Origin of the sequence: Clostridium sp. OF09-36 (assembly GCF_003481985.1) — a bacterium.
Classification (GTDB): Bacteria; Bacillota; Clostridia; order Lachnospirales; family Lachnospiraceae; genus Brotaphodocola.
This window is the reverse complement of record NZ_QUMD01000008.1, coordinates 67,650-82,169: the sequence shown is the minus strand read 5'-3', so window position 1 is coordinate 82,169 and position 14,520 is coordinate 67,650. Positions and strand designations below refer to the sequence as shown.

Below are 14,520 nucleotides of genomic sequence, written 5' to 3'. Positions count from 1 at the left end.
AAAAAATAACATGAGTAGACAGGGGCTGTCGCAAAATGTACATAACTTGATATATTGAAAGTTTTGGACTTCGTTTTGCGACAGCCCTATAATAAAAGGAGACTGGAATGAAAGTAGATTATATCATCCGGGGCGGACGTGTTGTGGATCCGTCAGCGGGCATCGACGAGATCAAGGATATTTACATTAAAAATATGCGCATCGCAGACGTAAAAGGAGAAACGGCAGAGTGCAATCCAGACTGCATCATCGATGCATCCGGCAAGCTGGTAACTCCGGGACTGATCGATTTTCATACCCACCTGTTCCATGAGGGAAGTTCCATTTGCATTCATCCGGATATGATGATTGCGCAGGGAACTACCTCTGCAGTGGATGCGGGAAGCGCGGGAACCTCTACCTATGAGGCATTTTACAAGTCCGTGATCGCGCAGTCCCAGGTCCGCGTAAAAGGATTTCTGACTGTGTATGGCGGTGGACAGCTCGATCCAAAGCTTTGCGAGGATTTTAACCCGGCACTCTACAACGTAGAAAAGATGGAGCGGGTGATCGAGGCAAACCGGGATAACATGCTGGGCTTAAAGATCCGTCTTTCCAAAGGTGTTGTGCCGGATGAGACCGGCACAGATTACCTGCGTGCTGTTGTAAAGCTGGCCGATGAGCTGAATGAACGTCTGGGTGCTTCCCTTCGCGTCTGTGTTCATACCACCAACTCTCCGGTTACGGCAGGGGAACTGGCTGAGTGCCTGCGCCCGGGCGATATTTTCTGCCATTGCTTCCAGGGGGCAGGAAACCCGATCGCGTCGGAAGATGGCAAGATCGATCCGCTGGTATTAAAAGCAAGAGAGCGCGGTGTAATCTTTGATGCAGCTAACGGCAAAGGAAACTTTGGCTTAAAGGCAGCGAAGCGGGCACTGGCAGCAGGCTTTTTGCCGGATGTGATCTCTACGGATCTTACGGTGGACAAGTTCAACATGCCGCCGTATGCAAAGAACCTTCCGCTTGTCATTTCCAAATATCTGGCACTGGGCGTAAGCTTAAATGACATCATCCGTGCCGTGACCGAAACCCCGGCAAAGCTGATGGGCATGGAAGGACAGATTGGAACCTTAAAGGCAGGAGCGGTCGCAGATATCGCAGTCTTTGACTTAAAGGAGCGCCAGTATATCCAGAAGGATTTCTGCGATGATGAGATCGTATGCAGCCAGATTCTGGTACCGCAGTTAACCATGATCGCAGGTGAGATCCAGTATTGCCAGTCGGATTTTTACCTCTAATATATTTCTGATTCAATTGAAAAAAACAAAAAGAAAGACCGGATCGTGCCTGCGCACTGTCCGGTCTTTCTTTTTGCGTGTATGCCGCGGAAGCGCCGGTGGCGCTTCCGCTGATTCGTATTACAGTAAAATAATTTTATGCTCTTTGCAGATCTTTCTCATATCGTCTGGCCACAGGCTTGCCTGTACCTCACCGACATGGGCGCGGTCTAAGAGCAGCATGCACAGACGGGACTGTCCGATACCACCGCCGATGGTGTACGGAAGCTCGCCGTTTAAGAGCATCTTGTGGTATGGAAGGTTCTTTCTTTCCTCGCAGCCGGCCTTCTTTAACTGCTCCTCTAAGGATTTTTCATCAACACGGATACCCATGCTGGAAACCTCCAGTGCGCAGTTTAACTGGTCATACCAGAAGAGAATATCACCGTTTAACTGCCAGTCATCGTAGTCCGGTGCACGACCGTCGTGCGGTTCGCCGCTTGCAAGTTTGTCACCGATTTTCATCAGGAAGACGCAGCCGTATTCCTTGGTGATGAGGTTCTCACGCTCCTTCGGCGTCTTGTCCGGATAGCGGTCTGCCAGTTCCTGGGTGGTGATGAAGGTGATGTGCTCCGGCAGATGCTTTACTGCCTGCGGATACTTGTACCATACCTCATGCTCCATGTGCTTGATGATCTTGAAGATGGTCTGAACGGTTGCCTCGAGGGTTTCAATGGTGCGCTCCTCTTTGGCGATGACTTTCTCCCAGTCCCACTGGTCTACATAGCAGGAGTGAAGGTTGTCGAGCTCCTCATCGCGGCGGATCGCGTTCATGTTGGTGTAAAGACCCTCGCCAGGCTCAAATCCATACTCTTTTAAAGCCATACGTTTCCACTTTGCCAGGGAATGTACGACCTCAACGGTCTCTCCCGGGATTGCAGCGATGTCGAACTGGACCGGACGCTCTACGCCGTTTAAGTTATCGTTCAAGCCGCTGGACTGGGTGACGAACAGCGGTGCGGAAATGCGCTCTAAGTGCATCTCTTTGCCAAATTCCTTCTGGAATGTGTCACGGATGTATTTGATCGCTTCCTGAGTCTCACGCACGGTGAGATGGGGATCATAGTTAGCTGGAATGATCAATGCCATGTTTCTTTCCTCCCTGTATTGCGTTAGGTTTTAAAAAAAGGAGTTTTGCCTGAGCAAAACTCCGCAAGATACTTAATGGTAGCATTTTTGGAATAAAATCACAAGTATTTTCTTATTTTATAGCAGTTTATTCAATTTCGAGAATCATATTGTTTCGATGTAAGACTCTGTAATATTTTTAAATCTTGGCAGCGCTAGTGCAACATAGCCATATTCTGGTGCAATGCACACCCCTTTGTTGATCAGGCGTTCCCGGTATTTGGAAAAGGTAGTGCCTTTCATTTCCAGCTTATCGCAAAGCTCTTTTACTTTTATTTTTGTACCCTGTTCTGGCATGGCCGAGACAATCTGTTTTTCCAGTGGAGATAAACTGCTCCAGATTTTCCGGTAAACAAAGTCTTCCAGAAGACCGTCCAGTTCCTTTAGAATCCAGTCAAGAGGTTTTTCATCGTGATACTCCCAGTATAGCATGCCAAGCGCCTGAAAAGCGAAAGCATAGCCCATGGTGATATTAGCCAGTTGCCGGGCTTTTTCGTCATCAATCTGGAAGATATTCTGATATTCGTTTTTGATCTGATTGATGCCTAACGGACCAAGAATGATCTTGGGAGCACGAAGCAAAAAGGTCAGAACCGGGTCATTCTGGATTTCGTAAATGTTTTCATAGAGTCCTGTCATGATCAGGAATACCGGATAGTTTTTTCGGATAAAGATCTGGAACTGACTGGCGAAAATCCGCATATTTTCGTTTGCGACAGCCTCGTCGATGGTAATCAGTACCTTTTTTCCTTTTTTATTGAGTCTGTCCAGAAGCGTTTCGATTTTGCTCACGCTGTCCCGCTCTTCTGTAATTCCATTGTATCCGATTCCGAAGCCTGCGACAGAAATCTCGAATCCTTTTTCAAAAATGTTTGGAATCTGTTTGCTGGCATCGAGCAGACGCATGGCAAACTCCTGCAGCAGAGGCTGGGTGGCATTCAGGTCGACTACGACCCATTCGTCAGAGTTCCGCAGCTGATTGGAAACAGAAGTCATAAGCACCGTTTTCCCGCTTCCGCGGATACCGCTGATCAGATAAGTCTGGCTGATCGGGTTATCTGCCTCAAAGGTGGAAAGGATATTATCGGTGCTTTCATAACGGTTAATGTATTTGATTGGCTGTTTTCCGAATGTGAGGGTGAAGGGATTGTCTCGTTTCATGCTCGGCCTCCTTGATGGATAACTCTTCATAACTTTGGATAACTTATATACTGATGGATAACTATTCATAACTCTGGATAACTTTATGATATGATATTAACATTTGTATTATTTTATGTCAAGAAACTCCTATGAACACAAAAAAATAGGAGCCGCTTTTCCCCCACAGAAAGCAGCTCCTGGTCACGATCAAAAACCGTTACACAATACAGTCTTCGCTTGGTATCCCCATACCAGTTAAGAAAATAAAAGGCGCCGGAGTGATGGCGCTCATGTCTTTCTTACAAAATACACTATATCATTGTTTTGTGGTAGCGTCAAGGATAATTGTGCAATTTTAAGAAGATTGTGCACTTTGGAGAGGGAAAACTGCTCAAATTGTATACACGTGTCCGCTGCACAAAGACGTTCGTGTGCATCTTAAAGAAAAACAAAAAATGTGACAGAAAAACTTTTTTTTAGGGCTTGAAACAGGAAATTCTTTGTGCAAGTTTCATGAGGCAGCGCCGGGTATAAGACAGGGGAATTCTGACATACTATACGGAAAATGGAATGATTCTATGCGTATTTCAGATATGCCATATGAGAAACAGAAAGAACAGAACGTGTTTCTTGAAAGAAAGGAGGAACTGCAGCATGCAGTTTTCAAAAAATCTGTCAGAAAATCTGGAACATTTAAAACAGACGCTGAGTCTGGAAAAAAATTTCGATGTAGTTTACCGGGCGATCACGATCGGAGGAAAGCAGGCGTGTCTGCTTTTTGTGGATGGGCTGACCAAGGATGAGGTCCTTTTAAAGGTATTACAGGCGTGGTGGAGCATTAAGCCGGAGGATATGCCAAAAGACGCGCACGGTTTTTCCAAAAAATATATGCCTTATGGAGAAGTAAGCCTGGTCGACAACGAAAAGGACATGATCGTACAGCTGCTGAGCGGAATCACGGCGGTTCTGGTTGACGGGTACGACAAATGCCTGATGCTGGACTGCCGTACTTACCCGGCGCGCGGTGTGGAGGAACCGGAAAAAGACAAGGTTCTGCGCGGTTCCCGGGACGGTTTTGTGGAGACGCTGATCTTTAATACGGCGCTGATTCGCCGCCGGATCCGGGACCCGAAGCTGATCATGGAGATCCTGACAGCCGGAAACAGTTCCCACACGGACATAGCGGTCTGCTATATGGATGGACGCATCGATGAAGAGCTTTTAAATAAGATCCGGAACCGCATCCAAAACCTGCGGGTGGATGCGCTGACGATGAACCAGGAGAGTCTGGCGGAGGGGATTTTCCCTCATAAATGGTTTAACCCGTTTCCGAAATTCAAGTTTTCGGAGCGCCCGGACACTGCGGCAGCGTGTATTCTGGAAGGAAATATCGTCATTCTGGTGGACAACTCTCCGGCGGCTATGGTGCTGCCATCCTCCGTGTTTGACATTATTGAGGAAGCAGATGATTACTATTTTCCACCTGTGACGGGGACGTATCTGCGGCTGTCCCGTATGGCAACAGCAGTATTATGTCTTTTACTGACGCCAACCTGGCTTCTTGCATGATGCATGCGGACGCACTGCCGCAGTGGCTGGCCTTTACCAAGCTTTCGGATGTGACTTATGTGCCGCTGATCTTTCAGCTTTTGATCCTGGAATTTGCGATTGACGGTCTGCGTCTGGCGGCGATCAACACGCCAAATATGCTGACAACGCCGCTCAGCGTCATTGCGGGTATCGTACTGGGAGAATATTCGGTGAAATCCGGCTGGTTCAACTCGGAGACTATGCTGTATATGGCATTTGTGACGATTGCAAATTACAGCCAGTCCAGCTTTGAACTGGGATATGCACTGAAATTTATGCGGATCATCATGCTGTTGTTTACCGCGGTGTTTGATGTGTGGGGTTATGTGATCGGCTTTGTGATCTCCGTCTGTGCGATCGTGTTTAACAAGACGATTGCCGGAAAGAGTTATATCTACCCAATCATTCCGTTCAGCTGGAAAGAATTAAAAAAGCGGTTCTTCCGCGGACGGCTTCCGGTAATACCGGAAAGCCAGAACGCGGATGAGAACCGCTGATGGTTCTTATGCTTTCCACTTCGTTGTATACAGAATATCCCGGTTGATGGTGCTGTAAAGCATTTCCCTTACCATATCCGGGTCGTGGGTCTGTCCAAGGATCCACATGAGTTTGGTGACGGTAGCTTCCAGGGTCATGTCGTAAGCTTCCAGGAGACCAAACTCTTTTTTGATGGTTTTGCCGATTTCGTAGACGGACATGTTGCTTCCCTCGTTGGTGACCTGCGTTGTCATGATGACAAACTTGCCGGCATTGACCCAGCGCTCGATCGCCCGGTGGAAACTGTCATCTTCATAGGAAGGAATACCGCCCACACCAAAGGATTCAATGATAACAGCATCGTAGTGCTTGAACAGATAGTCCAGGATGCCGCCGTTCATGGACGGGATCAGTTTTAACAGAGTCACCTTGCTGTCCAGCTTGTGATAGAAGGTGACCTCCTCAGTCAGGCGGTCTTTATCGTCGAGATAGAAGATAATGTGGTTGTCCTGGATCGTAGCAATGTAAGGAAAGTTAATGCTGGAAAAGGCATTGTAGCTTTTGGTGCGTTCCTTTTTGCCGCGGGTACCGGCAATGACTTTACCGTCAAAGACAATGTTGACACCGTGTGCTTTATCGCAGCTGGCAAAGAGAAAACTGTCGCTTAAGTTGGTCTTTGCATCGGTGATCTCCAGATCGATCGGCTTTTGCGCGCCGGTAATGACGATCGGTTTCGGTGAATTCTGGATCAGGTAGGAGAGGGCGGATGCCGTGTAGGCCATGGTATCGGTGCCATGGCAGACCACAAAGCCATCGAACTGATCGTAGTACTTTTCAATGGTAGAAGAAATTAACAGCCAGTGTTTTGGCTGGATATTGGTGCTGTCGATGTTGATGACCTGCATGGCGGTCACTTCACAAAATTCTTTTACGTCCGGGACATAGCCGAGAAGTTCTTCTGATGTAATCAGTGGCTTTAAGCCATCCTCACTGCGCTTGGAGGCGATGGTGCCGCCGGTGGCGATCATAAGGATACGTTTCAGGTTCTTCTTTGGGGGTTTCATATTTGGGTCTGGCCTCCTGTTGCAAAAAACTTGTGATCTTTGTCAATTCGTTCTATTATAATATTGTGCTGCAGCCCATGCATGGCAGGAGCTGCAACGGATTTGAACAATAACAATATTATAGCATTTTGCAAAAAGAAAGGAAATAAAAAATTATGGCAGCAATTCCAAAAGATCCGGTTATGCTGATGAGCTTTTTAAACACCCAATTGCGTGACAATTATGACAGCCTGGACGAACTGTGCGCGGTTTACGATCTGGACAAAGCAGAGATCAGCAGGAAACTGGATGCAATTGATTATCATTATGATTCGACACGGAATCAGTTTGTGTAATTGTATCAAAATGTTCCTGCAATTTACCACGCATGTAATCTGTACACAGAGCTATGAAATACTTTTCCGGTCGGGTAAAATAACAGCCTTTCAGGAAAGCAACGCTGCGCGACCAGCGCTGGTTTGGATTCACAGTAAAATAAGCGATCGGTGCAGCAGGATCTACATAGGATTGTGGGAAAAAGGCAGGGGCAATCTGTTCTTTTAACATGTTGATCACGGTATGGGTGCTCACAGACTCAAATAGAACTTTTGGGTGGAAACCGGCATGGGTAAAGGCCTGGTCGATCATGTCGCGCATGCGGGTTTCTTTACTTAAAAGGATAAAGCTATCATTCTTGAGCAATGTCAGGTCAAGCCGTGGAAGAGTTTCATGGCTGTTTTTCCCTGCAAGGTGTGCCAGTGGATGAGTGATGGGAAGACCGAGAATCATGTATTCGGTATCCATGTCGAGGTAATCCAGATCTGGATGTTTCATTCCTTCTGCATAAGTGATAAAGGCAAAATGTACTTCGTTTTTCAGAACCAGCTGCTCCATCTTTTTTACACGTTCTTCATAGATTCGAAATGTGATCTGCGGATATTTCCGGTGAAAAATGGGATAGACCTTGGAAAACATGGTGGCACCGGTTTCTGGTGTATACGCTACCGCAATCTCTCCAAGATTTTCCTCAGAAATATCAGAAATAATTTTATAGGTTTCTTTTTTCATATCGACCATCTTGTGGGCAGTTGTAAGGTAAATGCGCCCGGCGAAGGTCGGGATCATGCTGTGCTTGCGCCGCTCAAAAAGTGGTGTGCCGAGTTCTTTTTCCAATTTTAATAACTGCTGGTTTAGTGCTGACTGGGTCAGGAAAAGCTTTTCCGCAGCTCTGGAAATGCTTTGCTCCTGCTCGATGGCAATCATATTTTCAATCTGTTTTAAATCCATAATAAATCCTCCTCAATATAACTCTTAATTGAACTAAGAAAAAATATAAAATATGATAAGTTGAATTAAGACTATAAAGAAAGTATAATCAAAGCATACAAAAAAACAAGCATATCGATAAAAATATGTAAGTTTTTGAAACAAGTGAGAAGGAGAAAAAGGGTTATGAGAAAACAGTTATTAAGCGTAATGCTGGCAGGCGCAATGGCAATGGCATTAGCTGGTTGCGGAAGCAAACAGGCTGCACCGGCAGAAACTACTGCTGCAGCTGCAGAAACTCAGGCAGAGTCTAAAGAGGAAACTCAGGCAGAGTCCAAAGAAGAGGCAAAGGCTGAGGGTACTTCTACCGTAGCGGGAGATGCTTCCAAGAGCACCTGGCCGAACGGTACTGTACAGCTTTATGTACCGGCATCTGCAGGTGGTGGTACCGATATGATTGCAAGATTGTTCGCTAAGGGAATGAGCGATGCAACTGGTGCAAACTTCGTAGTTATCAACGATGCAACCGGCGGTGGTACCGTTGCACTGGAAACTGTAAGAAATGCAAAACCGGATGGTTTAAACCTGTATCTGGGTCATACCGGTCAGTGCGGTATGATGGCTACCGGTCAGTACGATCATACATATGAAGATTTCCAGATGCTTGGTACAATCACTGTTCCAGGTGCTGAGACCAACTGTATCGTTGTAAATAAGAATGTAGAAGCAAATACGCTTCAGGAACTGATTGACGCTGCGAAAGCAGAGCCAGGAAAATATCTGACTGGTGTACAGGCAAACGGAAACCGTCACTTCATGCAGATGTTATTCCAGCAGGCAACTGGTACCGAGTTCACGATTGTTGACTGTGGCGGTAACGCAGACACCATTACCAACCTGGTTGGCGGTATGGTAGATATGGCAATCCTTCCGATCGTAAATGCAAAACAGTATGTTGAGGCTGGCGACATGAAGCCACTGGCAATTACTGGTGATCAGAAGTCTGAGGCTATGCCAGATGTTCCGACTTTAAAAGAGCTTGGTATTGATAGCTGCGAGCTGTCCAGCATTTCTTTACTGTGTGGACCGCAGGGAATGTCTGCAGACGATGTTGCTAAGATCAGTGAGACCATGAAGACTGTTCTGGAAAATCAGGACATCATCGACCAGTATCATCAGATGCAGATGGAAGCTGGCTACAATACCCCGGATGATGCAGCATCTATCGTTGCTAACATGCAGGCTAAATACGGTGAAGCAGCAGCTTTAATGAAATAAGAATTAAGAATTTAACCAGTGTAACATGCAGGAGCCCCAAGAGGTCTGAGTCGCTTGGGGCTCTTTTTCGAAATGGATTTCAAAGGAGTATATTATGACAAGAGATCGTGTTACAGGTCTGATTGCAGTTGTTTTGGGTGTTTTGATTGCCTTCATGACATCTCAGCTTCCAGCATCTACCATGACTGGAGATATTGGTCCGCAGGCGTTTCCATATATCTCAGCTGGTATTATGATTATTTGCGGAATTGGTCTTCTGATAAACGGAAAGAAGCCATCTCCGGTATTTTACACTAGACCACAGTTTGGCAGATTATGTCTGATTTCTGCTGTAATGCTTGGCTTCATTGTTGCAATGCAGTTTTTAGGCTATGTGATCGCATGTTTTGCAGCACTTCTGGTTCTGTGCTCCATGTTTAGCCAGGGCAAGGGCATCGCAGTTTGGAAGCGCATTGTATTTGCAGCAGCCATGACCGCAGTGATGTATCTGATGTTTGTAAAAGTATTCAGCATTCCGCTTCCGAGCGGCGTACTGTTCTAAGGAGGATAAAGATGGCTGATTTTGTGAGCGCAATGGGGATTCTGCTTACCCCTTATTGTCTTATTATGATGGTGATCGGTGGATTCATCGGTCTGATCCTGGGTGCGATCCCGGGTCTGTCTGGAGCAATGGCAATTACCATTATCCTTCCACTTACCTTTGCGATGGATTCTAACGTAGCAATTGCAATGCTGATTGCAATCTGGGTAGGAAGCTGCTCAGGTGGTTTCATTGGTTCTATCCTTCTTGGTATTCCTGGAACCCCAAGTTCTCTGTCTACCTGTTATGATGGATACGCCATGACAAAGAAAGGCGAAGTTACCAAAGCATTATCTGCTGGTACCGTTGCAAACTTCATGGGTACTGTTCCGTCCATCCTGATCGCAATGATCGCATGCCCGGTTATTTCCAAATTTGCAGTTAAGATGGGACCGTGGGAGTATTTTGCACTTGGTCTGATGGCAATCACCCTGGTTGCAAGTATGTCCAAGGGACGTATGCTGAAAGGCTTCATCGGTGCAGCAATTGGTCTGTTCATTACCCAGATTGGTTATGCTCCGATTTCTTCTACTCCACGATTTACGTTTAATTCCTATTATCTGTCTGGCGGATTCAACATGGTATGCGTTCTGACTGGTCTTTTTGCAGGTGCTATGATCTTAAGCGACTATGCAAAAGGAGAGACTGGTGCAGCAGGTACTTTCAAAGGAAAAATCGGTAAATTCACCCTTCCGCTGGTTGACCTTACCAGAAACATTGGCAATATCATCCGTTCTTTCCTGGTAGGACTTGGTATCGGATTCCTTCCTGGTATGGGTGCAGCACTTTCAAACGTAGTTGCTTATACCATGGCAAAGAATTCTTCCAAACATCCTGAGGAATTTGGTGAAGGTTGTGTAGATGGTGTCATTGCTCCTGAGGTAGCAAACAATGCTTCTGTCGGTGGTGCTATCATCCCGATGATTGCACTTGGTATTCCTGGAGATGGAACCACGGCACTTCTGTTAGGTGGTCTGACCATTCATGGTATTGAGGCTGGTCCTCTGATGCAGAGAAACTACCCGGTATTCGTTTTCATGATTTTCCTGGCAGCAGTATTTGCAGCAGTGATCGCACTTGTTGTTGAGATTTTTGGTATCAAAGCATTCCCGCTTCTTCTGAAAGCACCGTATCACTATCTGTACCCGGCAATCCTGATCCTGGCATTTACAGGTGTTTACACCAATGCAAACAATATTTTTGCAGTTTATATGGCATTGATGTTTACCGGTATTGGTATCTGGATGGCTTATGCAGGAATTCCATCTACTCCGTTTATTCTTGCGTATGTACTTGGATCTACCCTGGAGACAAACTTCCGTAAGGCAGTCAGCTTCTCCAGAGGTGACATGCTGATGTTCTTCAAGAGACCGGCATCCTGCATTTTACTTTTGATCGCAATCTTTTCTGTCCTCTGGCCGTACATCGCACCAAAGCTTAAGAAAAAAGAAAAGTAATCGATTATAATAGTTTTTATCTGGCTCAGAATAGAGAATACATCAGATCTTATCTGAAAAACTCGTTCTGAGCCATACTTAAATAACAGCCAGTAAGACTGTATTGACCAGGAGGAATGGAAAAGATGATATATTCGATCAACGGTGAAGTAGATCAGCACATTTGCATGAAAATCAATGAGGACTTTGCTTTCCCGGAAAAAATTAAGCTTACCAGGGCTGTTTTATATACCTTTCAGCCGAAACCACGCAAGCAGGTATGGAAGGATGGAACTGGTAAAGTTCAGAAAACCTGGACATTTACTCCGTGGCTGAGAGTATACGATGAGGATGGAGACTGCGGTGAGGGGCCAGTGACGCCGGCTGTATGGCAGACCATTCTTCCGCTTATGCTGAAAGATCCGATGCCGAGAACCAATCTGGAGTGGAGAAAAATCTTCTACTGGATGGAACGTGCTAATTATAATTTTAGTGTTCCAATGTTTCAGATGGAAGTAATCCTGTTTGATCTGATTTCCAGAAAACGTGGCATTCCGATGTATCAGCTGCTTGGAGCTGAAAAAAATTACGCAGACATTTACAAAGGAGGCGGTTCTGTATTAAGAACAGATGAGGAACTGGTAGAAGAAATTCTGGCAATCAAGGAAGAGGGATTTGATACAACAAAGATTAAAATCTCTCTTGGCGATATGAAAAATGATCTTCGCCGCATCGAGAAAATCCGTCTGGCAGTAGGTCCGGATATGAAACTGGCAGTAGATTCCAATCAGGCATATGACGCCCAGACAGCTATGAAGTTTATCCGGGAAGCATACCAGTATGATATTGCATGGTATGAAGAGCCTATCGTACATACAGAGAGCGAAGAAATTGCAAAATTTATCCGTATGATGAAGGAAGAAGACCGCTATGTTCCGGTTGATTACGGTGAATCTGCACGTTATGCCCTGGAGTATAAGGCGTATATGGATGCAGGCGTGGAATATATTACCGTTATGCCATCCATCTACACAATGGGTGAGTTTTTGAAGATTACGGATATGGTCCGCAGCAGAGGCTGCCATGTATGTTCCGGTCAGAATGATCATCCGGGTGCACTGATGGGTGTCATGTTAAAAGATGGGGAAAAGGTGGAGTTCCATAAACCGAATACGGAATATATGGAGCAGTATTACCGCTTAAAGCCAACCCGCAAGGGAACCAGATTATATCTTCCGGATGAGCCTGGACTTCCAGTTCAGATAAATTTTGAAAAACTGGAAAAAGATGGATGTGTATCAAATATTCAGTATTTCTACAGATAAAAAAAGTGATATACTGAATGAAGTTGTAAAGAAAAGTTGAATGAAAAAGGAGAATCATTATGTCATTTCATTGTAGCCCGGCAATCCCACATCCGGTAGAAACTCTTGTACATGAGCCGTGGACACTGGCAATCAAGCCGTTTCAGGTATCTCCGAACACCTGGTATGTAGCAGGTCAGACCTGGGTTGGCTGCTATCTGATCGATACAGGCGATGGCCTGATCCTGATCGACAGCGCAATTCCGGAGAGCACGTATCTGATGGTAGATTCTATCTATGCACTGGGATACAAGCCGACTGATATTAAGAAAATCCTGATCAGCCATGCGCATTTCGATCACTGCGGAGCAGCAGCTGAAATGAAGGCGCTGACCGGAGCAAAGGTTTATATGTCCAAAGAGGACTATGTATTCATGAAGAGCTGCCCGGAGGAAACCATGATCCCGGATTCCGGCTCTCATGTACAGAACTTTGAACCGGATGAGTTTTATTCCGATGAGAAACCGGTAACCCTCGGAAATATCAGCGTCCAGACCATGCTGACCCCGGGACATACCATTGGCTGCACCAGCTTTTTCTGGAAAGAGAAAAATCCGGTAACCGGTGATGAGTATGTGGTTGCCATGCACGGTGGTGTCGGAGCGAATACCATGAATGATAAGTACTATGCGACCAGCAAGTATTTAACTCCGGCTCTTCGTGACCGCTTCTTTGAGGATGCAGAAAAATTAAAGAAGATTCATGTAGATATTGCACTGCCGAGTCATCCGAATCAGATTGAGATCGTAGACAGAGCAGGACAGTATACCCATGAAAGTCAGCCATATCTGGATGATACGGTATGGGCAGATTTTATCATGGAACGTGTACGTCAGGTGCGCGAACTGATGAAATAAGGAAGACGCGGCACAGGGAGATTTCTTTGTTGCCGCGTTTTTGGATTATAAGATGATAAGCAGAAGGTTTCGGTAAATCATTGCCGATGCAGCTTACAATAGAGAGAGGAGATTATCATGAGCATTGTAAAAGATTATGAAAACTATCTTGCAAAAAGAGCAGAATTTGAAAAGAATCCGATGTCCAAATACTGGACGAAGCAGGCAGAGCGTTATATGGAGCCGTTTCGTATGTTCGGAAATGTTTATTATGTAGGAGACAGCTGGGTCTGTGTACATCTGATCGATACCGGGGACGGACTTCTTTTGATCGATGCCGGAAACTGCGGCAATACCGCCATGCTGATCCATTCCATCTGGAAAGCTGGTTTTGATCCGGCTGATGTGAAGTGGATCCTGCTTTCCCACGGCCATGTCGATCATGTTGGCGGCGTAAAATTTATGCGCGATATGTTCGGCACGAAAATCTATATGGGTGAGCCGGATGCGATCATGTACCGGGAACATCCGGAGAAATCCTATATCCAGGACAGCCCGGATCTTATGGATGCTCCGTGTGAGCCGGATGGTGTGATCCGTGATGGAGATGAGATGACCTTTGGCAATGTCACCATGAAGTTTTACCTGGTACCGGGACACACTGAAGGATGCATCGCAATCTTCTTTGATGTGACAGAAGGAGACCGTACCGTGCGTGCAGGATATTATGGCGGTTTCGGCTTCAATACACTGGCAACCGATTATCTGACCGAGATCGGGGATCCGAAGTGCCATATGCGCGAGGTTTACCTGGAATCTCTCAAAAAAGTACGGAACGAGCATGTGGATTTCTTCTTAGGAAATCACTGCATCAACAACCATATGCCAGAAAAACTGGAAGCGATCAAAAACGGAGCGGACCGCACTGTATGGATCGATCCGGAAGAGTGGGGATGTTATCTGGATGAGAAGCGTGATGCACTGCTGAAATTCATGAAAGAAAACCCGGCCGCAGAATAAGAAATAAAAAACAGGAAATCTGAACGGGAATAAAATGCAGGGA

The 14,520-nt window shown here is 46.0% G+C and carries 12 protein-coding genes and 1 pseudogene; 9 read left to right on the top strand and 4 right to left on the bottom strand.

The features are described 5' to 3' along the window. Positions 1 to 107: 107 nt before the first annotated feature. A complete protein-coding gene (locus DXA97_RS08510; RefSeq protein WP_118719509.1) occupies positions 108 to 1,277 on the top strand; it encodes an amidohydrolase family protein in 1,170 nt (389 codons plus the stop codon). A gap of 120 nt (positions 1,278 to 1,397) precedes the next feature. On the opposite strand, the gene asnA is transcribed toward DXA97_RS08510, so the two are convergent. Both asnA and DXA97_RS08500 read right to left on the bottom strand, forming a co-directional pair. Beyond that, entirely contained in the window at positions 1,398 to 2,405 is a 1,008-nt protein-coding gene (gene asnA, locus DXA97_RS08505; RefSeq protein ID WP_118719507.1) for an aspartate--ammonia ligase, read from the bottom strand. Positions 2,406 to 2,549: 144 nt separating this feature from the next. Continuing rightward, on the bottom strand, positions 2,550 to 3,605 hold the full coding sequence (locus DXA97_RS08500) for an ATP-binding protein (protein ID WP_118719505.1): 1,056 nt from the start codon (positions 3,603 to 3,605) through the stop codon (positions 2,550 to 2,552). Positions 3,606 to 4,241: 636 nt separating this feature from the next. On the opposite strand from DXA97_RS08500, the pseudogene DXA97_RS08495 reads away from it, so the two are divergent. Continuing rightward, positions 4,242 to 5,674 (top strand): annotated as a pseudogene (locus tag DXA97_RS08495) (spore germination protein). A gap of 6 nt (positions 5,675 to 5,680) precedes the next feature. Here DXA97_RS08495 and DXA97_RS08490 read toward each other — a convergent pair. Next, positions 5,681 to 6,697: an asparaginase gene (locus DXA97_RS08490; protein ID WP_118719591.1), complete on the bottom strand. Its 1,017-nt coding sequence runs from the start codon at positions 6,695 to 6,697 to the stop codon at positions 5,681 to 5,683. A 176-nt stretch (positions 6,698 to 6,873) separates the two neighbouring features. Here DXA97_RS08490 and DXA97_RS08485 point away from each other — a divergent pair, with 176 nt between their 5' ends. After that, positions 6,874 to 7,053 carry a DUF4250 domain-containing protein gene (locus tag DXA97_RS08485; RefSeq protein ID WP_118719503.1) on the top strand — a complete coding sequence of 60 codons (180 nt, stop codon included), beginning with the start codon at positions 6,874 to 6,876 and terminating at the stop codon, positions 7,051 to 7,053. Here the strand turns inward: DXA97_RS08485 and DXA97_RS08480 are convergent. After that, positions 6,992 to 7,984, bottom strand: coding sequence for a LysR family transcriptional regulator (locus tag DXA97_RS08480; RefSeq protein ID WP_118719501.1), 993 nt, complete (start codon positions 7,982 to 7,984; stop codon positions 6,992 to 6,994). The two genes, DXA97_RS08485 and DXA97_RS08480, sit on opposite strands and share 62 nt — an antisense overlap. A 165-nt stretch (positions 7,985 to 8,149) precedes the next feature. On the opposite strand from DXA97_RS08480, the gene DXA97_RS08475 reads away from it, so the two are divergent. The 6 genes from DXA97_RS08475 (at position 8,150) to DXA97_RS08450 (ending at position 14,477) form a co-directional block, all read left to right on the top strand. Further along, positions 8,150 to 9,241, top strand: coding sequence for a tripartite tricarboxylate transporter substrate binding protein (locus DXA97_RS08475; RefSeq protein ID WP_118719499.1), 1,092 nt, complete (start codon positions 8,150 to 8,152; stop codon positions 9,239 to 9,241). Between the two features lie 94 nt (positions 9,242 to 9,335). Beyond that, on the top strand, positions 9,336 to 9,782 hold the full coding sequence (locus DXA97_RS08470; RefSeq protein WP_118719498.1) for a tripartite tricarboxylate transporter TctB family protein: 447 nt from the start codon (positions 9,336 to 9,338) through the stop codon (positions 9,780 to 9,782). An 11-nt stretch (positions 9,783 to 9,793) separates the two neighbouring features. Continuing rightward, on the top strand, positions 9,794 to 11,278 hold the full coding sequence (locus DXA97_RS08465; RefSeq protein WP_118719496.1) for a tripartite tricarboxylate transporter permease: 1,485 nt from the start codon (positions 9,794 to 9,796) through the stop codon (positions 11,276 to 11,278). Between the two features lie 116 nt (positions 11,279 to 11,394). Beyond that, entirely contained in the window at positions 11,395 to 12,582 is a 1,188-nt protein-coding gene (locus DXA97_RS08460; protein WP_118719494.1) for an enolase C-terminal domain-like protein, read from the top strand. 59 nt (positions 12,583 to 12,641) lie between these two features. Next, on the top strand, positions 12,642 to 13,478 hold the full coding sequence (locus DXA97_RS08455; protein ID WP_118719492.1) for an MBL fold metallo-hydrolase: 837 nt from the start codon (positions 12,642 to 12,644) through the stop codon (positions 13,476 to 13,478). 117 nt (positions 13,479 to 13,595) lie between these two features. Further along, on the top strand, positions 13,596 to 14,477 hold the full coding sequence (locus DXA97_RS08450) for an MBL fold metallo-hydrolase (RefSeq protein ID WP_118719490.1): 882 nt from the start codon (positions 13,596 to 13,598) through the stop codon (positions 14,475 to 14,477). Positions 14,478 to 14,520 lie beyond the last annotated feature (43 nt).